Source organism: Microlunatus parietis, assembly GCF_013407955.1.
GTDB lineage: Bacteria > Actinomycetota > Actinomycetes > Propionibacteriales > Propionibacteriaceae > Microlunatus > Microlunatus parietis.
The window spans coordinates 1,350,762-1,376,917 of sequence record NZ_JACCBU010000001.1; the positions used below are offsets into that span (position 1 = coordinate 1,350,762).

The 26,156-nt window shown below is 68.9% G+C and carries 25 protein-coding genes; 7 read left to right on the forward strand and 18 right to left on the reverse strand.

The genetic code is table 11. From position 1 onward, the window contains the following. Positions 1 to 49 precede the first annotated feature (49 nt). The gene (locus BKA15_RS06355) at positions 50 to 1,294 is read left to right on the forward strand and encodes a beta-ketoacyl-[acyl-carrier-protein] synthase family protein (RefSeq protein WP_179749091.1); all 1,245 of its coding nucleotides are present in this window, start codon (positions 50 to 52) and stop codon (positions 1,292 to 1,294) included. Here the strand turns inward: BKA15_RS06355 and BKA15_RS06360 are convergent. Continuing rightward, on the reverse strand, positions 1,281 to 2,198 hold the full coding sequence (locus tag BKA15_RS06360) for a LysR family transcriptional regulator (protein ID WP_179749094.1): 918 nt from the start codon (positions 2,196 to 2,198) through the stop codon (positions 1,281 to 1,283). The two genes, BKA15_RS06355 and BKA15_RS06360, sit on opposite strands and share 14 nt — an antisense overlap. Before the next feature lie 71 nt (positions 2,199 to 2,269). Between BKA15_RS06360 and BKA15_RS06365 the strand changes: the two genes are divergently transcribed. Then, positions 2,270 to 3,283: a DMT family transporter gene (locus BKA15_RS06365; RefSeq protein ID WP_179749096.1), complete on the forward strand. Its 1,014-nt coding sequence runs from the start codon at positions 2,270 to 2,272 to the stop codon at positions 3,281 to 3,283. On the opposite strand, the gene BKA15_RS06370 is transcribed toward BKA15_RS06365, so the two are convergent. From BKA15_RS06370 to BKA15_RS06390, 5 genes are all read right to left on the reverse strand, one after another. Continuing rightward, a complete protein-coding gene (locus BKA15_RS06370) occupies positions 3,270 to 4,175 on the reverse strand; it encodes a glycine betaine ABC transporter substrate-binding protein (protein ID WP_179749098.1) in 906 nt (301 codons plus the stop codon). The two genes, BKA15_RS06365 and BKA15_RS06370, sit on opposite strands and share 14 nt — an antisense overlap. Before the next feature lie 30 nt (positions 4,176 to 4,205). Continuing rightward, positions 4,206 to 5,228: an ABC transporter permease gene (locus BKA15_RS06375; RefSeq protein ID WP_179749100.1), complete on the reverse strand. Its 1,023-nt coding sequence runs from the start codon at positions 5,226 to 5,228 to the stop codon at positions 4,206 to 4,208. After that, positions 5,206 to 6,507 (reverse strand): quaternary amine ABC transporter ATP-binding protein, encoded by a 1,302-nt coding sequence (locus BKA15_RS06380; RefSeq protein ID WP_312878845.1) that lies wholly within the window; start codon positions 6,505 to 6,507, stop codon positions 5,206 to 5,208. The genes BKA15_RS06375 and BKA15_RS06380 overlap by 23 nt, the downstream gene beginning before the upstream one ends. Positions 6,508 to 6,880: 373 nt before the next feature. Then, on the reverse strand, positions 6,881 to 8,668 hold the full coding sequence (locus BKA15_RS06385; protein ID WP_312878846.1) for a BCCT family transporter: 1,788 nt from the start codon (positions 8,666 to 8,668) through the stop codon (positions 6,881 to 6,883). A gap of 139 nt (positions 8,669 to 8,807) precedes the next feature. Then, a complete protein-coding gene (locus BKA15_RS06390) occupies positions 8,808 to 9,305 on the reverse strand; it encodes a DUF3145 domain-containing protein (RefSeq protein ID WP_179749104.1) in 498 nt (165 codons plus the stop codon). A gap of 219 nt (positions 9,306 to 9,524) precedes the next feature. Here BKA15_RS06390 and BKA15_RS06395 point away from each other — a divergent pair, with 219 nt between their 5' ends. Next, complete coding sequence (locus BKA15_RS06395; protein ID WP_218871092.1) at positions 9,525 to 11,390, forward strand: S9 family peptidase; 1,866 nt, start codon at positions 9,525 to 9,527, stop codon at positions 11,388 to 11,390. Here BKA15_RS06395 and BKA15_RS06400 read toward each other — a convergent pair. Continuing rightward, positions 11,387 to 12,112 (reverse strand): YggS family pyridoxal phosphate-dependent enzyme, encoded by a 726-nt coding sequence (locus BKA15_RS06400; RefSeq protein ID WP_179749108.1) that lies wholly within the window; start codon positions 12,110 to 12,112, stop codon positions 11,387 to 11,389. The two genes, BKA15_RS06395 and BKA15_RS06400, sit on opposite strands and share 4 nt — an antisense overlap. 14 nt (positions 12,113 to 12,126) lie before the next feature. Continuing rightward, on the reverse strand, positions 12,127 to 12,654 hold the full coding sequence (locus tag BKA15_RS06405) for a GNAT family N-acetyltransferase (protein WP_179749110.1): 528 nt from the start codon (positions 12,652 to 12,654) through the stop codon (positions 12,127 to 12,129). 92 nt (positions 12,655 to 12,746) lie between these two features. Here BKA15_RS06405 and BKA15_RS06410 point away from each other — a divergent pair, with 92 nt between their 5' ends. Continuing rightward, the gene (locus BKA15_RS06410; protein ID WP_179749112.1) at positions 12,747 to 13,001 is read left to right on the forward strand and encodes a type II toxin-antitoxin system Phd/YefM family antitoxin; all 255 of its coding nucleotides are present in this window, start codon (positions 12,747 to 12,749) and stop codon (positions 12,999 to 13,001) included. Continuing rightward, complete coding sequence (locus BKA15_RS06415) at positions 12,994 to 13,398, forward strand: type II toxin-antitoxin system VapC family toxin (protein WP_312878847.1); 405 nt, start codon at positions 12,994 to 12,996, stop codon at positions 13,396 to 13,398. Before BKA15_RS06410 ends, BKA15_RS06415 begins: the two co-directional genes overlap by 8 nt. A 12-nt stretch (positions 13,399 to 13,410) precedes the next feature. Here the strand turns inward: BKA15_RS06415 and BKA15_RS06420 are convergent, their stop codons facing one another. From BKA15_RS06420 to BKA15_RS06440, 5 genes are read right to left on the reverse strand one after another with little or no spacing between them, the layout of a single operon-like run. Then, positions 13,411 to 14,478, reverse strand: coding sequence for an ABC transporter ATP-binding protein (locus tag BKA15_RS06420; RefSeq protein ID WP_179749116.1), 1,068 nt, complete (start codon positions 14,476 to 14,478; stop codon positions 13,411 to 13,413). 2 nt (positions 14,479 to 14,480) lie between these two features. Continuing rightward, entirely contained in the window at positions 14,481 to 15,329 is an 849-nt protein-coding gene (locus tag BKA15_RS06425) for a carbohydrate ABC transporter permease (RefSeq protein WP_179749118.1), read from the reverse strand. Next, entirely contained in the window at positions 15,326 to 16,249 is a 924-nt protein-coding gene (locus tag BKA15_RS06430) for a carbohydrate ABC transporter permease (RefSeq protein WP_179749120.1), read from the reverse strand. Before BKA15_RS06430 ends, BKA15_RS06425 begins: the two co-directional genes overlap by 4 nt. A 33-nt stretch (positions 16,250 to 16,282) precedes the next feature. After that, complete coding sequence (locus BKA15_RS06435; RefSeq protein WP_179749122.1) at positions 16,283 to 17,617, reverse strand: extracellular solute-binding protein; 1,335 nt, start codon at positions 17,615 to 17,617, stop codon at positions 16,283 to 16,285. A 23-nt stretch (positions 17,618 to 17,640) separates the two neighbouring features. Further along, positions 17,641 to 18,663: a Gfo/Idh/MocA family protein gene (locus BKA15_RS06440; protein ID WP_179749124.1), complete on the reverse strand. Its 1,023-nt coding sequence runs from the start codon at positions 18,661 to 18,663 to the stop codon at positions 17,641 to 17,643. A gap of 141 nt (positions 18,664 to 18,804) precedes the next feature. Between BKA15_RS06440 and BKA15_RS06445 the strand changes: the two genes are divergently transcribed. Further along, positions 18,805 to 19,995: an ROK family transcriptional regulator gene (locus tag BKA15_RS06445; RefSeq protein ID WP_179749126.1), complete on the forward strand. Its 1,191-nt coding sequence runs from the start codon at positions 18,805 to 18,807 to the stop codon at positions 19,993 to 19,995. A gap of 263 nt (positions 19,996 to 20,258) precedes the next feature. Here the strand turns inward: BKA15_RS06445 and BKA15_RS06450 are convergent, their stop codons facing one another. The 5 genes from BKA15_RS06450 to BKA15_RS06470 form a co-directional block, all read right to left on the reverse strand. Next, positions 20,259 to 20,570 (reverse strand): DUF6247 family protein, encoded by a 312-nt coding sequence (locus tag BKA15_RS06450; RefSeq protein WP_179749128.1) that lies wholly within the window; start codon positions 20,568 to 20,570, stop codon positions 20,259 to 20,261. A 36-nt stretch (positions 20,571 to 20,606) separates the two neighbouring features. Further along, the gene (locus BKA15_RS06455) at positions 20,607 to 21,569 is read right to left on the reverse strand and encodes a VWA domain-containing protein (protein ID WP_179749130.1); all 963 of its coding nucleotides are present in this window, start codon (positions 21,567 to 21,569) and stop codon (positions 20,607 to 20,609) included. Further along, entirely contained in the window at positions 21,569 to 22,549 is a 981-nt protein-coding gene (locus tag BKA15_RS06460; RefSeq protein ID WP_312878848.1) for a VWA domain-containing protein, read from the reverse strand. Before BKA15_RS06460 ends, BKA15_RS06455 begins: the two co-directional genes overlap by 1 nt. Beyond that, positions 22,546 to 23,529: a DUF58 domain-containing protein gene (locus tag BKA15_RS06465; protein WP_179758284.1), complete on the reverse strand. Its 984-nt coding sequence runs from the start codon at positions 23,527 to 23,529 to the stop codon at positions 22,546 to 22,548. Before BKA15_RS06465 ends, BKA15_RS06460 begins: the two co-directional genes overlap by 4 nt. A 194-nt stretch (positions 23,530 to 23,723) precedes the next feature. Then, positions 23,724 to 24,770 carry an AAA family ATPase gene (locus BKA15_RS06470; protein WP_218871845.1) on the reverse strand — a complete coding sequence of 349 codons (1,047 nt, stop codon included), beginning with the start codon at positions 24,768 to 24,770 and terminating at the stop codon, positions 23,724 to 23,726. 377 nt (positions 24,771 to 25,147) lie between these two features. On the opposite strand from BKA15_RS06470, the gene BKA15_RS06475 reads away from it, so the two are divergent. Beyond that, on the forward strand, positions 25,148 to 26,155 hold the full coding sequence (locus BKA15_RS06475; RefSeq protein WP_179749134.1) for a hypothetical protein: 1,008 nt from the start codon (positions 25,148 to 25,150) through the stop codon (positions 26,153 to 26,155). The last annotated feature ends 1 nt before the right edge of the window (position 26,156 follow it).

The window sequence follows — 26,156 nt, forward strand, 5'->3', positions numbered from 1 at the left end:
CGGCGAACCTATCTCGACCGTCTTCGACTAGAAAGGCGAACCACGTCTCATGTCTCGCACCCGTGTCGTTGTCACCGGACTCGGAGCCACCACCCCGCTCGGTGGTGACGTGGCCAGCACCTGGGAGGGTCTGCTGGCCGGCAAGTCGGGGGTACGCAAGCTCGAGGTCGACTGGATCGCCGAGCTCCCGGTCAAGATCGCCGCACCGGTCGCGGTCGATCCGTCCGAGGTCCTGGACCGGGTCGTCGCCCGCCGGCTGGACCGCAACGCCCAGCTCGCGGTGATCGCGGCCGAGCAGGCCTGGACCGATGCCGGCTTCGGCTTCGGCGAAGAGAATGATCTTGATCCGGACCGGACCGGCGTCGCCATCGGCACCGGCATCGGCGGCATCAGTACGCTGCTCGGCAACTGGGACACCCTGCGGGACAAGGGCGTTCGCCGGGTCAGCCCGCTCGCCGTACCGATGCTGATGGCCAACGCGGCCGCCGCCAACGTCAGCCTGCGGATCCGGGCCCGGGCCGGCGTGCACACCACCGTATCGGCCTGTGCCTCGAGCAACGAGTCGATCGCCCTCGGCCTGGACATGATCAGGCTCGGCCGCGCCGACGTGGCGATGGTCGGCGGGACCGAGGCCGTGATCCACGCGATGACCGTGGGCTCGTTCGGCCAGATGCAGGCGATGAGCCGGCGCAACGACGAACCCGAACGCGCCTCCCGGCCGTGGGACGTCGACCGCGACGGCTTCGTCATGGGCGAGGGCTCGGCGATGTTCGTGATCGAATCACTGGAACACGCGCAAGCCCGCGGCGCCAAGATCTACGGCGAACTGGCCGGTGCCGGGATCACCGCCGACGCCCACGACATGGTCGCGCCGGAACCGACCGGGCACAGCCAGGCGAAGGCGATGATCAAGTCGCTGCAGGACGGCGAGCTGTCCGCCGCCGACGTCGTGCACGTGAACGCCCACGCCACCTCGACCCCGACCGGCGACGGCATCGAGGCACTGTCCGTCCGGGAGGCGCTCGGCCAGGACACGACCGCGATCGTCACCTCGACCAAGTCGATGACCGGTCACCTGCTCGGCGGCGCCGGCGCCCTGGAGTCGATGGCGACCCTGCTCGCCCTGCACCACCGTGTCGTACCGCCGACGATCAACCTGGACAACCCCGAGCCCGGCCTCGGCATCGACATCGCCACCGAGCAACGGAGGCTGCCCGACGGCGACCTGGTCGGCATCAACAACTCCTTCGGCTTCGGCGGCCACAACGTCGCCCTCGCCTTCAAGACGCTCTGACGGACACCCGCGGGACCTCGGCCACCTCCCGGAGCACCTCGATCATCCGGGCCACCGTCGGCGCTGCCTCCGGCCGCGACACCGCGCAGACCCGGCGGGTCACCGTCGGCGCCAGCGGGCGCAGCGGAACGTCGTCGGGCAGCTGGTCCACCGCCAGGCCGGGGACCAGGGCGACAGCGACGCCGGCCTGGACCAACCGGCCGATGGTCAGGTAGTTGTCGGCTTCGAACGCGATCGTCGGGGTGAAGCCGCCCTCGCGGCAGAACCGGTCCAGCATGTCGCGGCACATCGGGTCCGGCGAGCAGTCCCGGATCCACGGTTCGGCGGCCAGCTCGCGGACGCTGACCAGGTCGGCGTCCGAGCGGGCGTGGCCGGGCGGCAGCGCGACCAGCACCGGATCGTCCAGCAGCGGCTCCTGCTCGAGGTCGCCGAAGTCGAGTACCGGGTCCGGCGGGTAGTCGAAGACCACGGCGAGGTCGAGGCGCCGGGCGGTGACGGCCTCGATCGCCATCAACGGGTCCAGGATGTCGAGGCTGAGCGTGATCTCCGGGTGCCGGCGGCGGAACTCGGTGATCGCGTCGGGGATCAGCCGGGATGCCGCGCTGACGAAGGCACCGAGCCGCAGCCGCCCGGTGCGCAGCTCGATCAGGTCCTTGACCTCCTGTTCGGCCCGCCGCAGCTGTTCCTCGACCTGCTCGGCGTGCCGACAGAGCAGTCGCCCGGCCTCGGTCAGCCGGACGCCGCGGGCGTGCCGGACGAACAGCGGGGTGCCGAGTTGGCGTTCCAGCGTCGCCATCTGCTGCGACACCGCCGAGGCCGTGTACGAGAGCCGGGCCGCGGCCCGGGTCATCGAGCCGGACTCGGCGACCGCGGCGAGGATGCGAAGGTGGCGTACGTCGAGCATGCATTCCACCTTAACGCTCCCTCCCGGAACCATTGCTGGTCTTAAGCCTCGAACGTGGGCAGGCTGAAGGTGTGAGCGAAACGACCACCCTGCAGTCACCTGTCGCGCCCGGTCTGGGCCATAAGGCCACCGGCGCGCTGGCGGCCGGCCTGTCCTTGTTCCTGATCGGTACGTCGGCCCCGGTCGCCGCCACCATTCACGAGGTGCCGCTGCTGACCGGCCAGGCGGCGCGCTATCTGGTCGCGGGCCTGCTGCTGGTGGCGATCATGATCATCCGCCGCTCGCTCCAGCGGTCTCGCCGGCCGACGCCGATCCGCCTCCGGCGAAGCGACCTGCTCGACATCGTGCTGCTCGGCACGGTCGGCATCGCCGGGTTCAACGTCTTCCTGGTCTCGGCGTCCTATCGGGTCGACCCTGCCCTCGTCGGTACGGTGCTCGCGGCCACCCCGGTCCTGTTGGCCGTGATCAGTCCGCTGCTCGTCCGCTGCCGGCCCTCTGGCCGGGTCGTCGTCGGCGCCGTCGTCGTGACGGCCGGCACGGTGTACATCACGGGCGTCGGCGCGGCGGACCCGCTCGGCATTCTCCTGTGTGCCGGCGCGCTGGCCTGCGAACTGGCCTTCACCCTCGTCGCCGTACGACTGATCGAGCGGTTCGGCACCTTCGCCACGACCACGCTCGCCGCGGTCTCCGGCGGCGCCGTGTTGATCATGGCGGCGCTGATCTTCGACGGCCCGGGCGCGGCCACGACGATCATGGTCACCCCGGGCGATGCGGTACGGATTCTTTACCTGGCCCTCGCCGTAGCGATCGGCGCCAACCTGGCCTGGTACCTGGCGCTGCCCCGCCTCGGCCCGGCCCGGTCCGGCCTGTTCTACGCCCTGAGCCCGGTCGGTGCCATCGCGGCTTCCGCGGTCCTCGGCATCGGCCTGCCGGCTCCGGTCGTCCTGGTCGGCCTCGGCGTCGTCGCCCTCGGCGTGATCATCGGGATCTGGCCGCAGCGGATCGAGCCGAACGACGGCGTGCGCCGCACCCCGCAACGGGGTACGACGCACGCCAGGGAACCGGTGTCGATCAACCGGCCGTGAGGCCGTCCACCCACTCCTGGTTCTCGCTGATCCACTTCTTGACGACCGGACCGTAGTCGTCCGGCTTCTCCTCGGTGTTGAACATCGCGTTCTCCAGCGAGTACAGCGTCTTGGAGTCCATCTTGAAGTTCTTGAACCACGGAGTCAGTTCGGGGAACTCGGTCTCGAAGTCCTTCTTCGCGAACGAATGGATCTCCTCGGTGGCGCCCATCGCACCCTCCGGGTCCTCCAGATCCTTGATCGGGAACGCGTCGTAGGCCCAGTGCGGCCGCCACAGCGTGACCACCACGTTCTCACCCTTGTCGGTCGCGGCCTTGAGCTCGGCCAGCATGGCCGGCGTCGACGAGGTGACGAACTCCATCTTGTCCAGCTTGTACGTCGGGATAGCCGAGTCGTTCATCTGCTTGGTCAGCCCGGCCCCGGACTCGATGCCGACGATCTTGTTGTTGAACTTGTCGGCGTTCGCGGCCAGGTCGGCCAGCGAGTCGATCGGGGCATCCTCGTTCACCGCGACGGTCAGCTTGGCCTCGTCGTTCCAGACCCCGAGGTCGACGATCTGGTCGCCGAACCGCTCGATGTAGTCCTCGTGCGTGATCGGCAGCCAGGTGTCGAAGATGACGTCGTAGTCGCCGGTCGAGAGACCGGTGTAGCCCGGGGCGACGTCGACGTACTCGAGCTCGACGTTGTACCCCTTCTCGGTCAGGATCGCCTTCCACAGTTCGGAAGCGGCGATCCCCTCGTCCCAGCCGTTGAAGACGCCGACCTTCAGATCCTTCTTCCCCTCGCCGCCGCCCGGCTCGGCCGGGGTCGTGCTCGGCGGCGAACAGGCGGCCAACGCCGCGAAGGTCGCCACGGCGGCGGCCACGACGAGCATCCTGACTTTCTTGATCATCTCATCCCTTTCGTGAACACAGCGCGTCTGTCACTGCGCGGCCGGCTGCGCTTCATGCTCCGGTCGCTTCGTCGGTTGCGTCTCGAGTTCCTCCGTGGCCGCCTCGGCTGCTGGCGTCTCCGCCTCGGCCGCTGCAGCCGGTGCCGGACGGGACCGGCGCCGGGGCGACTGACGCTGCTGGCCGAGCACCCCGCTCAGCCGGTCCAGAATGATCGCGATGATCACCACGGAAAGCCCTGCCTCGAAGCCGAGCGGGATGTCCAGGCTGCCCAGGCCGCGGACCACCTCGCCACCGAGACCGCCGGCACCGACCATGCCGGCGATCACCACCATCGACAGCGAGAGCATGATCACCTGGTTGACGCCGGCCATGATCGTCGGCAGCGCCAGCGGCAACTGGATCTGGCGCAGCACCCGCCACGGCGTCGAGCCGAAGGCCTGGCCCGCCTCGACCACTTCGCGGTCGACGTTCTGGATGCCCAGCTGGGTGAGCCGGACGCCCGGCGCCATGGCGAAGATGATCGTCGCGAAGATGCCGGGAGCCACGCCGACCCGGAACAGCAGCAACGCGGGGATCAGGTAGACGAAGACCGGCAGGGTCTGCATCAGGTCGAGGATCGGGCGCATGATCATCGCCGCGATCCGGGACTTCGCCCCGAGGATGCCGAGCGGGACACTGAACACGATCGCGATCGCGCTGGCGACGAGCACCATCGCCAGCGTCTCCATCGCGTTCTCCCACTGGTTCACGCCGACGATGATCAACAAGCCGGGGATCGAGCCGATCGCCAGGATCCAGCGTCGGGCCAGCAGGGCGAGCCCGGCGATGACCAGGATGATCACCCAGAACGGCGGCGCCTTGAGGAAGAACTCCGCCCAGGCGAAGAAGAAGTCGAGCACCGTGCGGGCGGCGGTGAAGACGCCGGAGAAGTACGTGGTGAGGAACGTGATCCCGCCCTCGACCCAGGCACCGAGCGGGATCCGGAACCCGTCCTCGGTGAAGAAGGATTGGAAGAACCGGATCAGCGCGTCACCGAAGCTCAGCAGAGTCATCGCCCGCTCCTTCCTTCAGTGCGAGATCGACGGTGCCGGACGGCAGCCGTCCCTCCTCCTCGGCCGCGGACGGCGACTCCGGAGTTCGCGGACCGGGCGACGCACTGCCGAGGGACGCCAGCAGGGTCACCCGCGGTACCACGCCGACCAGCTGGTCGTCCTCGACGACCGCGATCGGCAGCGCACTCTCCACGGCCGGCTCGACCAGGTCGATCAGGCTCGCGTCCGGCGGAGTGCTGCTGAAGTCCGTGCGCAGCACGGCCTTGAGATCGGTGCGGCTGCTCCGCACCAGGTCGATGGTCTCGCGATCGGTCACGTACCCGAGCAGCTTGCGGGCCGGTCCGGTGACGAACGCCGCCGACGTCTGCAGGTCCCGCATCATCCGCAACGCGCCGCGTGGTCCGGCACTCAGCGGTACCACAGCCCGCGGCTGCTCCATCGCGCTGGACGCGGTGAGCACCCGGGCCCGGTCGACGTCCTGGACGAACTGCGCCACGTAGTCGTTCGCCGGGTCGGTCAGGATCTCCTCGGGCGTACCGATCTGGACGATCCGGCCGTCCCGCATCACGGCGATCCGGTCGCCCAGGAACATCGCCTCGTTCAGGTCGTGGGTGATGAAGATGATCGTCTTGTTGAGCTCCTGCTGCAGCGTGATCAACTGCACCTGCATCTCGCGCCGGATCAGCGGATCGAGGGCGGAGAACGCCTCGTCCATCAGCAGGATGTCGGTCTCCGCCGCAAGTGCCCGGGCCAGCCCGACCCGCTGCTTCATGCCGCCGGACAGCTCGTCCGGATAGCTGTTCGCCCAGCCGTCCAGCCCGACGATCTTGATCATCTCCAGCGCCTTCGCGGTCCGCTGCGGCTTCGGCATGCCCTGCACCTCGAGCCCGTACGCGGCGTTCTCCAGCACCGTCCGGTGCGGCATCAGCGCGAAGTGCTGGAACACCATGGAGACGGCCTTCTGCCGGATCGCCCGCAGCCGAGCCGGCGCCACACCGCTGATCTTGGTGCCCTGCACCGCCACGCTGCCGGCGGTCGGTTCGAGCAGCCCGTTCAGCATTCTGATCAACGTCGACTTGCCGGAACCGGACAGGCCCATGACGACGAAGATCTCGCCCGGACGCACCTGGAAGTTCGCGTCGATGACGGCGGCCGTCGCGCCCGGACCGAGCCGGTCGCGTGGCGCTCCCGCCTTCAGCTTGCGAACGGCTTCCTTCGAACGGCGGCCGAAGACCTTGAACAGTTCATAGGCCTCGACCGCAAACGTGGCTTCGCCCACGGCACCTCCCCGGTTGCTTGCGCAGTCCTCCCGATGGACCACTGGCCTCGTACTAGTCCCGATGCGCGCAGGACGAACCAGCCGTGAGTGGCTGGCCCTTGTTGCCAGAGATCCCGTCACGTCGAACATGGCGGCAACGACCACGCTGCACCCACGAAGCCATCCTCACCGTAACAAACCGACCCGCACGGATCGGAGGGATCGTCCGTGATCGACCTTAAGGACCCCTCAAGATCGACAGATTTCTCCTTGTACACAAGGGAATCCTCAAAGTTACCATCTTGTGACATTTCCGGGGCTCACCCTCGGGCACGCAGCAAGATCACGTTTCAAGATCGTGATCTTGCTTACGCGCCCGAACCGTGGATCGTGATCAACGCAACTCGCGGTCGGCCGGCGCGGCCTGCTCCGCCTTGCCGTCACCCAGCTCGTCGGTCTTGTCGGTGGCCTCGATCACCACCGCGAAATCCTCACCGTGGTTGGTCAAACCGGTGACCACGGCCTTCTCCATCACCTCGACACCGAGCGTGTCGCGCAGGATCATCGGATCACGCTGCAGGTCCTTGGTCAGCGAGATCGCCAGCCCGACCATCACCACGGCGAACGGCAGGGCGGCGATGATCGTCACGTTCTGCAATCCCTGCAACGCATTCTCGCCGCCGATCAGCAGCATCACGGCCGCGACCGCACCGGTCAGCACGCCCCAGAAGATCACGTTCAGCCGACTCGGCTCGATCGAGCCGCTCTGCGAGAGCGTACCCATCACGACCGAAGCCGCGTCGGCACCGGAGACGAAGAAGATCGCCACCAAGATCATCACCAGCACCGCGGTGACCTGCGGGATCGGAAGCTGGTCGAGCATCCCGAACAGCTGCGCCTCCTCGCTCTCCTGCGCGGCCAGGTCGATCCCACCGCGCTGCAGGAAGATCGCCGTACCGCCGAAGACGGAGAACCAGACCAGGCTGACCAGGCTCGGCATCAGCAGCACGCCGGAGACGAACTGCCGGATGGTGCGGCCGCGGCTGATCCGCGCGATGAAGACACCGACGAACGGGGTCCAGGAGATCCACCAGGCCCAGTAGAAGACGGTCATGCCCTTGAGCCACTCGGTCATCGCGTCGCCGCCGCTGGCCTCTGTCCGGGCCGCCATCTCGGCGAGTTCGGAGAAGTAGCTGCCGACGGCGGTCGGGATCAGGTTCAGGATGAACACCGTCGGGCCGACCACGAACACGAAGATCGCCAAGATCACGGCGAGCACCATGTTCACGTTCGACAGCACCTGGATCCCTTTGGCCACACCGGAAACGGCGGACAGGATGAACGCGATGGTCAAGATCACGATGATCGCGATCAAGATCCCGTTGCCGACCTCGCCGATCCCGCTGACGATCTGCAACCCGCTGCCGATCTGCAGCGCGCCGAGGCCGAGCGAGGTCGCCGAGCCGAACAGCGTGGCGAAGATGGCCAGGATGTCGATCACCTTGCCGGCCGGGCCTTCGGCCTGCCGCTTGCCGAACAGCCCGGCGAAGGCGGAGCTGATCAACTGCTTGCGGCCGAGCCGGAACGTCCCGTACGCGATCGCCAGGCCGACCACCGCGTATATGGCCCACGGGTGCAGGGTCCAGTGGAACAGCGTGGTCGCCATGGCCGTCTTCAGCGCCGCGTCCGTACCGGCCTCGGCCGTGCCGGGCGGCGGCTCGACGAAATGGGTCAGCGGCTCGTTGACACCGAAGAACATCAGCCCGATGCCCATCCCGGCGCTGAACATCATGGCGATCCAGGACACCGTCTTGAACTCTGGAGCCTCGTCGTCCCGACCGAGCGGGATCCGGCCGAACTTGCTCGCGGCCAGCCAGATGACGTACACCACGAAACCGGTCGCGACCACGACGAAGAACCAGCCGAGATTGGTCTCGATCCAGTCCAGGGCCGAGGCCGAAGCACCGCCGAGGCCGATCGGATTCGCGAAGCCCCAGAAGCAGAAGGCGAGTGCGAGGACGGCGGCGACGCCGAAGACGATCTTGTCCAGCTTCAGGTTCGCTTGGTTGGGTGGACCCGGTGGAGTCCTGATCGCCGGATGGGCGATCCGCCGGCCCAGGCCCGCAGGGCCCTGCTGATCGATGTGCGTGGTCTCGGGCTGCGTGGTCTTCGGTTCAGTCACAGGTCTGAGTCAGCGACGCGAAGCGTGCGCCCCCTCCGTTCGGTGGTCAGCACGCGACCGACCGATTGCCGGCCGCGACGGCCTTTCCACCCTGCCGGGTGGCCACCGAATCCGCAACCTTGCGCCGTTCCTCGGCGCGTCAGACGACCTCGTGCAACCAGCGGACCGGGGCGCCGTCGCCGGCGTACCGGAAGGGTTCGAGTTCGGAGTCCCAGTCCTTGCCCAGCAGCTCATCGAGGACGGCGGTCAGGTCGCGTCGGCCCAGCGAGGCGGTGGCCATGGCGTGCCGGATCCGGTCCTCGGGGATCATGATGTCGCCGTGGATGCCCGTGATGGCGTGGAAGATCCCGAGCGTGGGCGTGTACGAGTAGCGCTCGGCCTCCGAGGCGGCGGTCGCCTCCTCGGTCACCTCGAACCGCAGCCGCTGCCAGCCCTTGATCGCGCTGGCCAACTTCCCGGCGGTCCCCGCCGGACCGGTCCACGAATATTCGGTACGGTAGCTCGCCCGCTCGACCGGCTGTGGGATCCAGTCAAGCCGCACGGGCATGCCAAAGACGCCTCCGACGGCCCACTCGACATGTGGGCACAACGCCGACGGCGCGGAGTGGACGTACAGGACGCCACGAGTTGTGCTCATTGATCCTCCCAGTGCTCCTACCGGCGCCAGAGGGCTGCCTTCCCCGACATCCTCGACTCGGTACGCGCCCCGGGTTGATCGCCACCCATTCTGCACCATCCGTACCAACTGCACCAGCGGGCACAGCACGGGTAAGCGCTTGCGTTGGCACCCTTTAGGGTGGTGATCATGTCGGTTGAGCCCTTCGGATCCTGGTCCTCGCCCGTCACCCCCCATCTGATGACTGCCCAGACGACGAGTCTGGGCTCGCCGATCATCGACGGCGAGCGAATCTTCTGGACCGAAACCAGGGCCGACCAGGGCGGACGCACGGCGATCCGGTGCCGCACCGGCGACGAGCCGTCGACCGAGGTCACCGGCCCGGAGTTCAACGTGCGGAGTCGGCTGCACGAGTACGGCGGCGGGGCCTACGCCGCGGTCGACGGGGTGGTGGTCTTCGCCAACTTCGCCGACCAGCGGCTCTACCGGACCGATGCCGCCGGATCTCCGCCGGTGCCGATCACGCCGGAGGGCGGGTTCCGCTACGCCGATCTGGAGCTGCAGCCGGAGCGCGGCCTCGTCCTCGCGGTCCGCGAGGAACACCAGGGCGACGCCGAGCCGGTCAACACGGTCGTGGCGCTGGAACTGGCCGGCGACAACGCCGACGGCGGCACGGTGCTCTGCTCCGGGTCCGACTTCTACTCCTCCCCCCGGCTCGGTCCGGACGGACGGATCGCCTGGGTCGAGTGGCACCACCCGAACATGCCGTGGGATGCCACCGCGCTGATGGCGGGGCGGCTGGACGGCGGCCGGATCCGCGATCACACGCCGGTCGCCGGCGGGCCATCGGAATCGGCGATCTATCCGGAGTGGTTGCCGACCGGCGAGTTGATCTTCGTCTCGGACCGCACCAACTGGTGGAACCTCCACCTCTGGGACGGTTCCGCGGTGCGCCCGCTGCACCGGGCCGAGGCCGAGTTCTGCGAGCCGCCGTGGACGGTCGGCGACCGGCCGTACGCGATCATCGACGCGACCGAGTTGATCTGCACCTGGCGCCGCAACGGCGCCGCCGGAATCGGCCGGCTGGATTTGCGGACCGGCGACCTGCACCCGTTCCCGGACAGCGGTGAGCCGGGGGCGGTGACCGTCGGCGGCGGTCGGCTGGCCACCGTCATGCGGTACGAGGACCGGCCCGACTCGCTGTCGGTCATGGAGCTGGCCAAGCCGGCCTGGGCCGAGCTGCGCGCCGCCGGCGACGTGCCGATCCCCCGTGACGTGATCTCGACGCCGATGCCGGTCTCCTGGTCCAGCAAGGCGGGCCCGGTCTTCGGCTGGTACTACCCGCCGACCAATCCGGGCTACACCGGCCCGGACGGCGAACTGCCGCCGTTGATCACCCGTTGTCACGGCGGCCCGACCGGGTTCACCCCGGCCAGCCTCCGGCTCGACGTGCAGTACTGGACCTCGCGCGGGATCGCGGTGCTGGACGTCAACTACGGCGGCAGCACCGGCTACGGCCGGGAGTACCGGGAGCGGCTGCGCGGCACCTGGGGTCTGGTCGACGTCGAGGACTGCGTCGCCGGCGCGACGGCGATGGTGGAGCAGGGCCTGGCCGACGAGAAGCGGCTGGCCATCCTCGGCGGCAGCGCCGGCGGCTACACGACGCTGCGCGCGCTGACCGCGACCGACCGGTTCACCGCCGGGATCAGCCTGTTCGGCATCGGCGACCTGGAGGCGCTGGCCAAGGACACGCACAAGTTCGAGTCGCACTACCTGGACGGGCTGATCGGCCCGTACCCGGAGGCGCTGGACACCTACCAGGACCGTTCGCCGATCCATCACGTCGACCGGCTGAACGCGCCGATCCTGATCCTGCAGGGATCCGAGGACAAGGTGGTGCCGCCGAACCAGGCGGAGACGATGGCCGCCGCCGTCCGCGCCAAAGGGCTGCCGGTCGCGATGGTGATCTTCGACGGCGAGGGCCACGGCTTCCGCCGCGCGGAGAACATCCAGGCGTCCATCCAGGCCCAACTGTTCTTCCTCGGCAGGGTTTTCGGCTTCACGCCCGCCGACGACCTGCCGCCGATCAAGATCGACAATCTCTAGCCGGCGGGATTCCAGTAAGCGTTGGGATCGAGGCGGGCGCCGAAGATCGACTGGCCGACCCGCACCGTCGTCGCGCCGTAGCCGATCGCCAGTTCGAAGTCGCCCGACATGCCCATCGACAGTTCGTCGTAGCTGCCGGCGGCCGTGCCGATGTCGCGGAGCCGGGTCTGCAGGTCCCGCATCACGGCGAAGCAGCGGCCGACCCGTACCTGATCGTCGGAGAAGATCGCCAGCGTCATCAGGCCGCGGACCCGCAGCGACGCATAGTCGCGCAACCGCTCGGCGAAGCCGGCCACCTCCTCCGGCGGCAGGCCGAACTTCTGATCTTCGCCCGAGGAGTTGACCTGGATGAAGACGTCCAGGCCGCGGCCGGCCTGCTGCAGCCGGCGGTCCAGCACCTCGGCGACCTTGATCGAATCCAGCGCGTGGAACTCGGCCGCCCAGTCGGTGATCAACTTCGCCTTGTTGGTCTGCAGGTGGCCGATCGCGGCGAACTCCAGGTTGCCGACATCGCGCAGCTGCTCGGCCTTGGCGGCCAGCTCCTGCGGCCGGTTCTCGCCGAACAACCGCTCCCCCGCCCGGTACGCCTCCATGATCAACTCCGGCGGATGGGTCTTGCTCACCGGCAACAGCCGGACCTCCGCAGGATCGCGACCGGCCGCCGCGCAGGCCCGTTCGATCTTCCGGCGGACCGCCGCCAGGTTCTCCACAATCGTCGCCACGACGGCAACCCTATTCACCGCGGCCGGGCGTCCGAGCGGAGCAGTCCGTAGTAGACCGTGTCGTGGTAGCGGCCGCCGATGAAGGAGCGGCCGCGGAGCAGCCCCTCGCGGGTGAAGCCGGCCTTCTCCAGGGACCGCTGCTCGGCGTGGTTCTCGCCGTTCGTGGTCGCCTCGATCCGGTTCGCGGTGGTGTGGTCGAACAGGTAGTCGATCAGCTGCCGCTGGGCCAGCGTGCCCAGGCCGCGGCCGCGGTGCTCCGGCACGATCGCGATGCCGATCTCGTACGTCACGCCGACCGGAGTCCCCCGGCCCTCCGACTTCCAGGACACGATCCCGACCGCGGCGTCGTCCTCGTCGGTGACCGCGATCATCCCGGAGTGCGGGCCGAGGTAGCCGTCCTCCTCCCACCGGCGGCGCCGGGCCTGCACGTCGGTGAACCCCGGCCACTCGAACGGCCCGAGCGCCTCCGGGTCCGTACTCAAGCGCTCCAGGAACGGCAGGTCGTCCTCGCGCAGGGCGCGCAGCACGGAACGGTCGGTCATCGGCTCCTCCTCCGGTGGGCAGGAGCAGCCTAATCTCGAGTTCCGGTCTCCGGCGGAAGTCATATGTAGCACGTCGTGCTACGATCTTGCTCATGAGTGAGCAGATCAGCCAGCGAGAGCTACGCAACGACAGCGGGAGAGTCATGCGCGGCCTGGCCGAGGGACGCTCCTTCGTGGTGACCAGTCATGGTGAACCGGTCGGTGAACTCCGTCCGCTCCGCCGCCGCCGATGGGTGGACTCCCGGGTGGCGGTCGAGATGTTCAGCGGTGCCCCGCCCATGGACCGGCACCGGTTCCGCGATGACCTGGACGCGGTACTGGACCAGGATGCCGTGCCTCGTGGCTGAACGCCTCGCAGCCGGGTTGCTGGACACCTCCGTCGTCATCGATCTCGGAACGCTGTCGCCGGATCAGCTCCCGGTCCAAGTCGCGATCTCGTCGGTGACCCTGGCCGAGCTCGCGGCCGGTCCGGCGGCGACCAGCGACGCCACCGAACGCGCCACCCGCCAGGACCGGTTGCAGCGCACGGAAGCGGCCTTCGATCCGTTGCCGTTCGACCTCGAGGCCGCACGGGCCTACGGACGCATTTACAGCGCCGTTGTCGCGCGAGGCCGAAAGCCTCGTAGCCGGTTCGCCGACCTCCTCATCGCGGCCGTCGCACTGGCAGAGGGCCTACCTCTGTTGACCCGGAACGCCCAAGACTTCGCCGGACTGGAAGGCCTGGTCGACGTCGTCGACGTGTGATGCCAGCTCGGTTCACCGGCGCAGGCCCGACTCCGGGTCGAAGCAGTGCAGGGTGGCGCGGGCGGTGTCGATCATGACCGGGTCGCCCGGGCGCAGCTCGCCGAAGCCCGGGACGCGGGCCGTGAACGGGGTGCCATCGAGGTCGATGATCACGTCCGCGGCGTTGCCGAGCGGCTCGACCACGCGAACGGTTCCGTCCGCCTCGGTCGCCTTCGCGGGGCGGAGCCCGCACTCCTCCGGGCGGAGCCCGACCCGGACCGGACCGCTGTGATCTTCGCCGGCCGCCAGCCGCAGCCGGGTGCCGGTGACCGCGAGCCGGCCCCGGTCGTCGGGCTCGGCGTCCAGCAGGTTCATCCGCGGCTTGCCGACGAAGGACGCGACGAACTCGGTTGCCGGCCGGTGATAGATCTCGTACGGGGTGCCGTACTGCTCCAGCCGGCCGCGGCTCATCACGGCGATCTTGTCCGACAGCGTCATCGCCTCCTCCTGATCATGGGTGACGTAGACGCTGGTCGCGCCGAGCTCGGCGTGCAACAGCTTCAGCTCGCTGCGGGTCTGGTCCCGCAGCAACGCATCCAGATTGGACAACGGCTCGTCGAACAGGAACACCGCCGGCCGCCGGGCGATCGCCCGGGCCAGCGCGACCCGCTGCCGCTGCCCGCCGGACAGCAGTCGCGGCCGCCGGTCCAGTACGTGCTCGATGTCCAGTCGCCGAGCCGCGTCGCGGACCCGCCGGTCCGTCTCCTCCCGCGGCACCTTCCGCATCCGCAGCCCGAACGCGATGTTGTCGTAGACGCTCATGTGCGGATACAGCGCGTAGTCCTGGAAGACGAACGCAAGATCGCGCTTGTCCGGCTCCAGGTCGTCCACCCGGTGTCCGTCGATCAGGATCTCGCCGGTGGAGACGTCCTCCAGTCCGGCGATCATGTTCAGCGTGGTCGACTTGCCGCAGCCGGACGGGCCGAGCAGCGACACGAAATGCCCGTCGGCGATGGTGTAGTCGAGATCGTGCACGGCGACCGCGGCGCGCTTGCCGCGGCCGAACGACTTGCTGACGCCGACCAACTTGATCTCGGCCATGATTATCCCTTCACCGCACCCTCGACGAGGCCACGGATGATCCACTTCTGGGCCAGCAGTGCCAAGATCAACACCGGCACCGCGGTGATCACGCCGGCGGTCGCCGCCGACGTGTAGTCCATCGCGAAGAGTCCCTGGAACGCCGCGGTCCGGACCGGCAGCGTCACCGCCTTGCTGGTGGTCAGCACCTTGGCCAGGAAGAAGTCGCTCCAACTGGTGATGAAGGCGAGGATCGCGGTCGCGGCCATCCCCGGCGCGGCCAGCGGTACGGCGATCCGGGTCAGCACCTGGAGCCGGTTGCAGCCGTCGATCCGCGCGGCCCGTTCCAGGCTCGGCGGCAGGTCGGCGAAGAAGCCGACCATCATCCAGACCACCAGCGGCAGGATGAACGCCGTGTACGTGATGATCAACCCGACCAGGTGGTCGTAGCCGCCGAAGGCGCGGAGCAGGATGAACAGCGGCACGGCGAGCACGATCACCGGGATCGCCTGCACGGTGAGCATGCCGAGCAGCAGCGCCTGCCGGCCGCGGAACCTGGTCCGGGCCAGGACGTAGGCACACGCCGAGCCGAGCGTCATCGTGATCACCGTGGTGGCGATCCCGACGATCGCCGAGTTCGCCATCGGCACCAGGAACGAGCCGTCCGCCAGCAGCCTCCGGTACGAGTCGAGGGTGACCGCCCCGACCACGAATCCCTCGCCCTGCAAGGCCTCCGGCGGGTACAGGCTGTAGACCACCATCCAGCAGAACGGCGCCAACAGGTAGATCAACAACAGCACCACCAGGGCTCGGTGGACGACGGTGCCGAGCAGCCGCCGCCTGCCGCGCCTTGAGCGTGTCGAAGGGTTCATGATCGTCCTCCGCTGTCGCCGCGCTGCCGGAAGATCGCGATCCAGACCACGGTCACCACGATCACCAGCACCATGGTGACCACGGCCATCGCCGCGCCGTACCCCCGATCGAGATAGCTGAACGAGGTCAGGTAGGCGAGGAAGTTGATCGTCGTGGTCCCCTCGGCCGGCCCGCCTGAGCCGCCGGTCAGGACGAAGATCGTGTCGAACACCTTCAGCGACCACATCGACTGCACGACCAGCGCGAACAGGATCGGGCCGCGCAGGTTCGGCAGCGTCACCCGGGTGAACCGCTGCCACGGTCCGGCGCCGTCGATCACCGCCGCCTTGTAGATGTTCGCCGGGATGCCCTGCAGGCCGGCCAGCATCAACAGGCAGAGGAACGGCAGCAGCTTCCACAGCTCGGCGAAGATCAACACGTTCATGGTGAGCCCGGGATCGGCCAGCCACTGCACCCGTTCCGGGACCACACCCAGCCGCAGCAGGACGGTGTTCGCGATCCCGCCCGGCCCGTCGAAGATCACCTTCCAGATGATCCCGTTGACCACCGGCGGCACCGCCCACGGCACCAGCAGCAGCACCCGGGCCATGGTCCGGCCGCGGAACTCCCGGTTCAGCAGGACCGCGATCGCGACGGCGAGCGCGACGCCGCCGAGCACAGTGAACACCGAGAAGTAGAGGGTCCGGCCCAGAGCGGCCAGGAACTGCCCGTCGGTGACCAGCTCCGCGTAGTTGCCGAAGCCGACGAACGGCCGGACGCCGGCGATCTTGTCGTTCCACTGGAAGCCGGACATGTAGAGGGCGTACCCCATCGGATAGCCGAGCAGCGCCACCACGATCGCGACCGCGGGCAGCGCCATCAGCGCCCCGAACCGGACGTCCCGGAGCCGGCGGACGTCCGTCCTGCTGGCAACGCTCATGATCACTTCCTTCGCACGGTGCTGGACGGCGGCTCAGCGAGGCAGGTACTTGGCGACCAGTTCCTTGGTGCCGGCCGCCGTCGCGTCCAGCGCTTCCTTGGGCGTGATCTTGGCGTTCATGGCCTGATTGAGCTGCACCGAGAGAAGTTGATCAAGCTCGCTGGACCATGGCGTTCCGTACCGCTTGGTCGCGTACTCCGTCGTCTGCTGGTAGGTGGCGAGCACCGGCAGCGCCGCCAGGCTGTCCGGATCGGTCAGCACGGACTCCGAGACCGGGAACCAGCCCTCGCCGGCGACGATCTCGCGCTGCACCTCGCCGGTCGCGACGAACTGCAGCCAGGCCAGCGCGGCCTCCTTGTTCTTGGAGAACTTGCTGATCGCGAAACCCTCCGAGCCGTCGATCGTCGCGGACCGAACGCTGATACCCGGGATCAGCCCGTTGCCCACCGTGTCCGCGTCCAGTGACGACTTCTCCCCCGTCGCCACCGACCACTGGAACGGCCAGTTGAACACGATCGACACCCCGCCGCGCGCGAACAGGTCTGCGAGGTCGGCCGAGTGGCTGAGCTGCAGCGACGACGGGTCCATCACCTTGTGCACCTGGAGCAGCTCGACCAGCCGGGTCAGGGCCTCGACGCCGGCCTCGTCGTTGAAGATCGGCTGGTAGTCGGCGTCGTACATCTTGCCGCCGTTCAGCAGCAGCATCCGGAGGAAGTTCTGGTACGCGCCCGCCGGATTCCCCAGATCACAGGCGAATCCGTAATGATCATCGGTGGTGAGCTGCTTGGCCGCCGCGACGAACGCGTCCCAGCTCTCCGGCCCGGTGTCCGGGTCCAGCCCGGCCTTCGCGAAGGCGGTCTTGTTCCAGAACATCGTCTGCACACTGGAGAACTTCGGCAGTCCGTACACCTTGTCCTGCCAGCTCACCGCGTCCAGCGCCGGTTTGATCAAGTCGCCCGGCACGGCTGACGGGTCGAGTTCCTGCAGCCAGCCCGCCTGGCCGAACTCGGCCGACCAGCCCGCCCAGGTCATCACGATGTCGACGCTCGAGTCCTGGGCAGCGAACAGGGTGGCGTAACGATCATGGAGGTCGTTGAAGTTGCCCTGGGTGTAGGAGGCGATCTTGATCCCGGTCGCCTTCTCGAACGCCGCGATCGTCGACTTCTGGAACGTCGTATTGGTGTTGTCGTCGATGATCGTGAGCTGCCCGGTCGGCTGGGCGCCCGGCTTGAGCGGCGCGTCACCGCCGGCCGGCGCGCTGCCGGTGCCCGGGTCGTTGGCGCTCACGCAACCGCCGAGGGCCAGGCCACCGGCGGCCAGACCGCCGAGCTGCAGCGCCGAGCGGCGGGTGAAGGTGGTGTTCGTCATGGTGCGCTCCTTCGTCGGAGTGGTCAGATTTCCTGCGGCAGCCCGCTCTCCAGGCTGGTGTGCACCGCGGCGATGGCCGCGGTGATCATGCGGCCGGCGGCGATGCCGGGAAGATCGCGCTCCGCGCCGTTCAGGACGGCGATGAAGTCGCCGATCATGTCGACGCCGAGACCGCGGAGTTCGTCGTAGTGGCGGTAGCCGCCGAGCTGCACCCACTGGCCGCCGGCGGCGTCGTAGCGGGTCAGCCCGCTGTCGGAGATGTTCAGCCGGAAGCTGGTCGTGTCGGTGTTGAGTTCGTACCGGAAGTCGAAGACCGCCGGCAGCGACGTCGGCAGCACCCACTGCGAGTTGAGCACGGTCACCGAGCCGTCGGCCATCGTGAAGGTCGCCGTGATCGCGTCCCAGGTGTCGACACCGCGCTCCGGCAGGACCCGCTTCACTCCGCGGGCGAAGACGCTGACCGGGCGACCGCCGGACAACCAGCAGGCAAGATCAAGACTGTGCGGCATCAGGAACCAAGCCGGGGAGCTCTGCGCCGCCCAGGACAACATCTGAGTGGGGACGAAGATCGTGTCGTTCAGATTGATCACCTGGTTGACCACGGCTCCGGCCTCGCCCGCCGCGAGCTGCCGGCGCACCTCGGCGAAGCGTGGGTTCCAGCGGTTCTCGAAGGCGATCATGATCTTGGCGCCGTGTGCTTCGGCCGCCGCGGCGATCGCGTCGGCGTCGGCGACCGTGGTGGCCAGCGGCTTCTCGATCATCAGGTCGAGGCCGTGCTCCAGGCACCGCACCGCGGCCTCCCGATGGGCGAAGTCCGGGGTGGCGATCACGGCCGCCGTGAGGTCCGGGTGGGCCGCCAGCATTGCGTCGAGGTCCGGCTGGACCGGCACGCCGAGTTCGGTGCCGGCTCGCTCGCGTACCGCCGGATCGGGGTCACAGACGGCGACCAGGTCGGCCTGCGGATGCTGCCGGATCGCCGCTGCGAACAGCGCTCCGCGGATTCCGCCTCCCACGACCCCGAAGCGCGGCCGGCCGGCTGTTGGCATCAACGATCACCCTTTCCAAGACTTCCCGAGGTATGTTTGTTGTGAAACCATACATACTGTCGGCGGGATCGTCGAGAGGACACCGGTGACGATCCCGTTACGGCGGCGATGATGGTGCAGTCACGAGATCGGAGGCAGCGGGTGACGACGATCGGCCCGACCCGGAAGCCAGGCCTGCTCAGCCCGGCGGCGATGGGACGCACCAATCGATCCCGGGTGCTGGAGCTGCTGCATCGCGACGGCCCTTCGTCCCGCGCCCAACTGGCCCGAGCCCTTCAGGTGAACCGGGCCACGATCACCTCGATCCTGCAGCCCCTGATCGACAACGGCACCCTGGTCGAGGGCGCGTCGGTCGCCGCCTCACCGGCCGGTGGGAAGCCGGCCCGGCCGGTCTGGTTCCGGCCCGACGGCCCGGAGCTCGGCTCGATGCGGATCGCGCCGCACGCGATCATCGGGGCCCGGCTGGGCGTCGACGGCACCATCCGGCACCAGGCCGAGCGCCCCATCGACGCCGGCGCGCCGCTGGCCGAGATCGAACGGACGATCTTCGCCGTCGCGCACGAGTGCTTCGACGACGCCACCCTGCTCGGCGTCGGCATTGCGGCGTCCGGCACGATCAACACGGCGAGCGGCTCGATCATCTCGCTCCAGCTGGCCCCGGTGCTGAACCACTACCCCGCCACCGAACGGCTGGGCCGCGAGCTGGGCGTACCGGTCTACATCGATCATCATCCGCGGGTGCAGGCGCTCGGCGACAAGTGGTTCGGCCACGGCCGCGGGCTGGCCAGCTTCGCCTCCGTCTACACCGGCGAGGCACTCGGCTTCGGGCTCGTGTACGACCACGAGATCGTCCGTGGCGAACAGGGCGCGGGCGGCGAGTACGGTCACACCGTCGTGGACCTGCACGGCCTGCCCTGCCCGTGCGGTCGGATCGGCTGCTGGGAGACGATCGCCACCCTGACCTGGCTGCGTGCCGAGGCCGAACGGCGCGGGCTGCCCGAGCCGACCATGATCGACTGCGGCCGGCTCACCGAGCTCGCCGACCAAGATCATCCCGGCGCCGCCGACCTGCTCCAGCTGTACGCCCAGAACCTCGCCGTCGGGCTGGCCAACAACGAGCAGATGATCGCTTCCGGCCGCTACCTGATGCACGGCGACGTCTGCGCCGGCGGGACCCGGATGCGCGACCTGCTGGAACGCTGGCTGGTCGCCTACAGCCCGGACCGGGACGGCGTCACCCCGACCGTGATCATGGCCGACCCGACCGAGCGGATGACCCTGCTCGGCGGCGGCGCCCTCGCCCTCTCGGCCGCCTTCGCCTCGATCCTCTGAAGGTTCGATCAACCTGTCCAAATGACACGCAGAACTGCGACCCGCCGCTGATCCTCAAGGACCATGTAGATCACCAGGCCTTCGCTCCCGGGCCCGAACGGAAGCGTCCTGAGGTTGGCGTCAGGCCGCAGCCGGTCATAGGCATCACCACTCCATGGAGCCACCCCGAGGGTGGCCACCACTTCCGCGTATTTCGCGATGGCCTCCCCAGGCAAGGCAGCGACCTGCTTCTGGGCTGCCGGGTCTGACTCGACGGAGTACATCTAGAGGCCGAGCCGAGCCTTAGTTACACTCCACGGCTCGGTGGCGATATCGCCGCCCGAGGCGAGCACCTCGGCATTCCTCAGCATTTGACGATGTGCAGCCGGGTCCTGGGACGACCACGCGACCCGCTGCCAGCGGCGCAGGAAGGAATGAATGACCGTGAGGTCAAGACTCTCCGTCGCCTCTGCCATCACTTGACGGAACTCGCTATCGAAATGGCCGACCTCCTCCGGCAGCAAAGCAGCTCGGATCGCCCGCGGGGTCGGTTCAGGTGGAGGTTGCTGCCCCTCGGAGTGCGCGCTGACCGTCATATCGCCATCGTAGACCTGACAACTGACGGCGCCGAGCTATGGCCAGCGGGCGCCCAGGGAGATCATGCCGAGGGCGGCCAGGATCGCGAAGGCGAGGCCGAAGCCGGCGTAGCGCTCGGTGACCTCCTGCTCCACCTTCTCGGTGCCGACGGAGGTGCCGATGTCGGCGTAGACCTCCTTCAGCTGACCGGCCGACCGGGCCTCGTAGGCCTCACCGCCGGTGATCTTGGCGATCCGTTGCAGCTCGGCCAGGTCGACCGGCACCCGTTCGATCCGACCGCCGATCTCGATGGTGCCGGTCTGGGTGCCGTACGCGATCGTGTAGATCGGCACCTTCTGGGCCTTCGCCTGCTCGGCCGCGGTCGCCGAGGACCGGCCGAGCTGGGTCTTGCCGTCGCTCAGCAGCACGATCCGGGCCGGCACCGGCGCTTTCGGGTCGTCCGGGTCTGGCGGCACCTGGGTCAGGGCGGCCAGCGACGTGTAGATGCCCTCGCCGATCGCCGTGCCCTGGTCGGGCTGCAGGTCGCGGATCGCGGCGGTGACGACGTCCCGGTCGGTGGTCGGCGGGACCAGCGTCGAGGCCGTACCGGCGAACGAGACCAGCGACACGTTGAACTTGGCTGGCAGCGAGTTCACGAAGTCGGCCGCGGCCACCTTCGCGGCGTCGAACCGGTTCGGCTGGACGTCCTCGGCGAGCATGGACAGCGAGATGTCGATCGCGACCACGATCGTGGCCCGCTGCCGCGGCACGGCGACCTCGTCCTTCGGTTTCGCGAATGCCACGGTGAGCGTGGCCAGGCTGAGCACCGCCAGCCCGACCGCCACGTGCCGCAGCCAGGTCCGCTCCTTCGGGATCACGAAGTCGAACATGCTGCGCCCGGAGGTGTTGCTGCGCTGCTTCTTGCGCCAGATCAGGAACAGGTAGACGCCGACCAGCGCCGGCACCAGCAGCAGCAACAGCAGCCGGAGCGGCTCCATGAAGGCGATCATCGGAATCATCACGGCCATTTTGCCCCCAACGAGATCGCGCCCAGCGCGGCGAGCACGGCGAACAGCAGTCCGTAGCCGGCGAACCGCGAGGTCAGTTCGACGGTGGAGTCCTGGTAGCCGACCTCGGAGCCGATGTTCTCGTACACCTGCCTCAGCTGGTCGGCGGACGCCGCCTTGAAGTATTCGCCTCGGGTGTCCTGAGCGATCTCTTGCATCAACGCATGGTCGACCGGCACGGGTTCCCGTTTGCCGTCCAGGTCCACATAACCGTTCTCGGTGCCGTACGCGATCGTGTAGACCGGCACCTCGGCCTCGGCCGCCGCTGCGGCCGCCTGCTTCGGCGCCCGGCCGGCCGTGTTCGTACCGTCGCTGAGCAGCACGATCGCCCCCGGCGCGACATTGTCGGGATTGTCCGGGTCCTTCGGCGCCTGCCGCAGCGCCCGCATCGAGGTCGCGATCGCCTCGCCGATCGCGGTCGACTCGGCCAGCTGGATGCCGTTGATCGCGTTCTCGACCGTGTTGTGGTCCAGCGTCGGCGGCACCAGGATCGACGCCGAGCCGGCGAACGCGACGATGGAGACGTTGTACTTGTCGGGCAACTGCTCGACGAACTCGTTGGCCGCCTTCTTGGCCGCATCCAGCCGGGTCGGCTCGACGTCGATCGCCTGCATCGACAGCGAGGAGTCGAGGGCGATCACGACCGTTGCCCGCTCCCGCGGCACCGGCACCTTGTTGCTCGGCCGCGCCCAGGCCACGGTCAGCGTGACCAGGCTCAGGATCGACAGGGCGACCGCGAGGTGCCGCCGCCACTGCGACTGCTTCGGGATCACCGCCTCCAGCATGGAGGTGTTGGTGAACCGCATCCCGCGCCGGTTCTTCCGCATCATCGCGAAGATGTAGCCGGCGATCAGCAACGGGATCACGAGCAGCACGAACAGCCGGTCCGGCGAGATGAAGGTGAGATCCCTCAGCCATTCGATGAAGTTCACTTGGCCACTCCCTGCGGCGGCGCGTGCAGCATGTTCGCGACCCGGCGGTACGCCAGCACGAATCGCGCGATGTCCTGGACCCAGTCTCTGTCGGTACGCAACTGAATGTGCCCCACCCCGGCCCGGCGCAGCGCGATCCGGATCCGTTCCCGCTGCGCGGAGCTGGCCGCGTCCATCCGGGCCCGCGCGTCGGAGTCACCGGTGTTGACGTACCGCTCGAAGTCGGTCTCCGGGTCCCGGATCAGCATGTCGCCGACGTCGGGGAACTCGATCTCCCGCTTGTCCACGACCTCGATCGCGAGCACCTGGTTGCGGACGGCGAGCCGGCGCATCGAGCGTTCCCACTCAGGCTCGATGTTCGGGTCGAGTTCGTGGTCGCCCGGGGTGAGGAAGTCGGAGACGACGACCCGCAGGCCGCGCCGCCGCTGGGTCCGGGACAGCTGCTCGACCGAGGCGGCCAGCGACATCGGGCCGTGCGCATGGTCGGGCACGAACGGCTCGGTCAGCATCCGGCGCAGCAGGCCGTACAGGGCGGAGCGGCCGGACCGGGCCGGCAGCCGGCGCAACTGTTCGGGCCGCATGATGTAGCCGCCGAACCGGTCGCCCATCTTCTGGCTGAGGAAGCCGATGGTGGCGATCGCGGCGATGCCGAGGTCGCGCTTGGTAACACCCTCGGTGCCCCAGTTCATCGACGGCGTGACGTCGAGCAGCGCCCACACCTCGAGCTCGCGGTCGGCCATCGTGTCCCGTACGTGCGGGACGGTGGTGCGGGCGGTCACCGCCCAGTCGATCTTGCGGACGTCGTCCTCGCCCGCGATGTAGACCCGGGCGTCGTTGGCGTCGGTGCCGGGACCCGGCAGCAGACCCAGATGATCACCTTGCAGATAACCCTCGAGCCGCCGCACGATCGCCAGCTCGAGCCGGCGCAGCGCGGCCTCGGGAGCGAGCTTGTTGAGCGGGATGGTCGGCCGGGTGGGCATGCCGAGAACCGACGACAGGGCTCCGTGCCGGGCCGCCTGGTCGGGGCTCGGCTCGGCGAACTCGACCGGCTGCCCGCTGGGCGGCGGCAGGTACGGTGCCTGCGGCGGTAGCGCCGGTGGGCCCGACGGCGGCGGGAAGGCGGGAGCCCCCGAGGGTGGTGGGAAGTGCGACAACGGCTGGGCCCTCAGCTCTCCTAGTGGAAGTCCGGCTGCGGAGCCTGCTGGTGGTTCGGCGAGCCTTGCTGCTGGTTGTTCCAGACCGGCGTCGGCGGCGGCACCATGGCAACGATCCGCTCGACCACCTGGGCCGGGTTGATGTTGTCGGCGACCGCGTCGAAGCCCAGCACCAGCCGGTGCGACATGACGTCCTTGGCGACCGACTGGACATCGGTCGGCAGGACGTAGTCGCGGCCGTGGATCAGCGCCAGCGCGCGGGAGGCGGCGACCAGGCCGAGCGTGGCCCGGGGGCTGCAGCCGATCTGAATCACCGAGGTGAGGTCGGGCATGTTGAACTCGGCCGGGGTCCGGGTGGCCAGCACCAACCGGACGATGTATTCGGCGACGAGATTGTGCACGAAGACGTCCTCGGCGCGGCGCTGCAGGTCGAGCACCAGGTCCGGGTTCAGCACCGGGTTCGAGGACGGCGGATCGACGCTCATCCGGCGCAGGATCTCGAACTCCTCGTTGCCCCGCGGGTACGGGACGTCGACCTTGAGCAGGAACCGGTCCCGCTGCGCTTCCGGCAGCGGGTAGACGCCCTCGGACTCGACCGGGTTCTGGGTCGCGATCACGATGAACGGCTTCGGCGCCGGGTGGGTCCGGCCCCCGATCGACACCTGCTTCTCGGCCATCAGCTCGAGCATCGCGGACTGCACCTTGGCCGGCGCGCGGTTGATCTCGTCGGCCAGGACGAAGTTGACGAAGACCGGGCCGAGTTCGACGTCGAAGCCTTCCTGGCTCGCCTTGTAGATCCGGGTGCCGACGATGTCGGAGGGGACCAGGTCCGGGGTGAACTGGATCCGCGCGAACTCGCCGCCGACCACGGTCGCGAAGCTGCGTACGGCCAGCGTCTTGGCCACACCGGGCACGCCCTCGAGCAGGATGTGTCCCTTCGCCAGCAGGCCGACCATCAGCTGCTCGACCATGTGTTCCTGGCCGACGATGACCCGCTGCACCTGGGAGATCGCCTCGCCGAGCAGCTGCGCCACTCGCTGATTGGCGCCCTGGGTCTGGCCCTGCAGCGTCGGCTGCGCTGATTGGCCCTGTGTCGCGCTGCTCACTCAGTCTCCTCGTCGTTCTTCGCCTGCCGCGCGGAAACCCCGCCGGGTCCGAAGTGCGGCCGGCCCGCTTGCCACCACGAACCTACCGGTGCCTCCGGCGCCACGTCATTCTCGCAGACGCGGTTTCACGCCGGAGCGGCCTGCGGCGCGGGCCGATGCCGACGCGCAGCGCCAATTCCACCATCGCATCGGCCCAACGTTGGGGGCCTCCCACGGTACAAACCCGCAGCTCCGGAATCACGCGGTGGAGAGCGATTCACAGGCTCCGCACAGCACGCGTCCGTCACCGTCGTGGTCGGCGCGCTGCGATGCCCCGGGATGTGGTGAGATGGGTGGCGATGTCCACGCCCCAACCGCCGCCGGGTCAGCCGGAGTACGTCCCGGTCCACCCGCTGCTGCCCGACGACCCGCCGAAGATCGGCGGCTTCTGGCTCGACGCGCGTCTGACCGCGGGTCCGTCCGGCGTGGTCTACACGGGTCACGGCCCGCATCCGACCGATCGCACGGCGCCGGCCGAGGTGCCGGTGATGATCGTGCTGCTGTCCGAGGGCGCCGCCGGCGATGCCGCGGCCCGGGACCGGTTCGCCGGCGTCGTCAACGCGATGCACATCGACACGGTGCTGGCCCGCGGTGGCGAGGGCCAGGACACCGGCCGGCTCGGCCGCCGCTATCAGTCCGACGACGACGATCCGGTGACTCCGGACGGCCACCCGGCCGCGCCGTGGGCCGCGCTCGCCTACGACGGTTCGCCGGCCGCGGCCGCGGAGGCACAGCGGGTGCTGGACGAGGTCACGCTGGCCACGCTGCCGATGCAGGGCCAGCCGTCGGGCCCGGACTACCGGCTCTATTGGATCGACCGGATCAAGCCGGGCCTGGCCAGGCTCTGGCCGCTGCCCTGGCCGGGTCGCTATGACCGGGCCGGCTGGGTGAGCATCCTGATCTCCTGGCTGCTGATGATGTTGCTGGCCGCGCTGGCCGTACTGATCGCGATCTTGATCTTCCGGAATCAGCCGCCGCAGTCGCCGCCGCCACCGATTCCGCCGACCGCCAGCCCGCCGCCGTCCGGCTCGCCGCCGCCGTCCTCGGGCTCCCCGCCGCCGTCGTCCGGTTCGCCGCCGCCGTCGTCCGGGTCGCCGTCCCCGTCCTCGGGGTCGCCCTCCCCGTCGTCCGGCTCGCCGTCCCCGTCGTCGGGCTCACCGTCGCCGTCCGAAGGTTCGCCGTCGCCGTCGGAGGGTTCGCCGAGCCAGACGCCGTCCATGTCGGGGTCGCCGTCGCCGGGACAGACCGGTGGTCCGACGCCGTCCGAATCCGGCGGTGGTACGCCCTCGCCGCGGTCCAGGTTGTAGT

What these genes read in the sequence shown, in the direction of transcription:
- BKA15_RS06355 (WP_179749091.1), top strand. Translation starts at nt 50, where the DNA reads ATGTCTCGCACCCGTGTCGTTGTCACCGGACTCGGAGCCACCACCCCG.
- BKA15_RS06360 (WP_179749094.1), bottom strand. Translation starts at nt 2,198, where the DNA reads ATGCTCGACGTACGCCACCTTCGCATCCTCGCCGCGGTCGCCGAGTCC.
- BKA15_RS06370 (WP_179749098.1), bottom strand. Translation starts at nt 4,175, where the DNA reads ATGATCAAGAAAGTCAGGATGCTCGTCGTGGCCGCCGCCGTGGCGACC.
- BKA15_RS06375 (WP_179749100.1), bottom strand. Translation starts at nt 5,228, where the DNA reads ATGACTCTGCTGAGCTTCGGTGACGCGCTGATCCGGTTCTTCCAATCC.
- BKA15_RS06390 (WP_179749104.1), bottom strand. Translation starts at nt 9,305, where the DNA reads ATGAGCACAACTCGTGGCGTCCTGTACGTCCACTCCGCGCCGTCGGCG.
- BKA15_RS06395 (WP_218871092.1), top strand. Translation starts at nt 9,525, where the DNA reads ATGACTGCCCAGACGACGAGTCTGGGCTCGCCGATCATCGACGGCGAG.
- BKA15_RS06405 (WP_179749110.1), bottom strand. Translation starts at nt 12,654, where the DNA reads ATGACCGACCGTTCCGTGCTGCGCGCCCTGCGCGAGGACGACCTGCCG.
- BKA15_RS06410 (WP_179749112.1), top strand. Translation starts at nt 12,747, where the DNA reads ATGAGTGAGCAGATCAGCCAGCGAGAGCTACGCAACGACAGCGGGAGA.
- BKA15_RS06420 (WP_179749116.1), bottom strand. Translation starts at nt 14,478, where the DNA reads ATGGCCGAGATCAAGTTGGTCGGCGTCAGCAAGTCGTTCGGCCGCGGC.
- BKA15_RS06425 (WP_179749118.1), bottom strand. Translation starts at nt 15,329, where the DNA reads ATGAACCCTTCGACACGCTCAAGGCGCGGCAGGCGGCGGCTGCTCGGC.
- BKA15_RS06430 (WP_179749120.1), bottom strand. Translation starts at nt 16,249, where the DNA reads ATGAGCGTTGCCAGCAGGACGGACGTCCGCCGGCTCCGGGACGTCCGG.
- BKA15_RS06435 (WP_179749122.1), bottom strand. Translation starts at nt 17,617, where the DNA reads ATGACGAACACCACCTTCACCCGCCGCTCGGCGCTGCAGCTCGGCGGT.
- BKA15_RS06440 (WP_179749124.1), bottom strand. Translation starts at nt 18,663, where the DNA reads ATGCCAACAGCCGGCCGGCCGCGCTTCGGGGTCGTGGGAGGCGGAATC.
- BKA15_RS06450 (WP_179749128.1), bottom strand. Translation starts at nt 20,570, where the DNA reads ATGACGGTCAGCGCGCACTCCGAGGGGCAGCAACCTCCACCTGAACCG.
- BKA15_RS06455 (WP_179749130.1), bottom strand. Translation starts at nt 21,569, where the DNA reads ATGATTCCGATGATCGCCTTCATGGAGCCGCTCCGGCTGCTGTTGCTG.
- BKA15_RS06465 (WP_179758284.1), bottom strand. Translation starts at nt 23,529, where the DNA reads ATGCCCACCCGGCCGACCATCCCGCTCAACAAGCTCGCTCCCGAGGCC.
- BKA15_RS06475 (WP_179749134.1), top strand. Translation starts at nt 25,148, where the DNA reads ATGTCCACGCCCCAACCGCCGCCGGGTCAGCCGGAGTACGTCCCGGTC.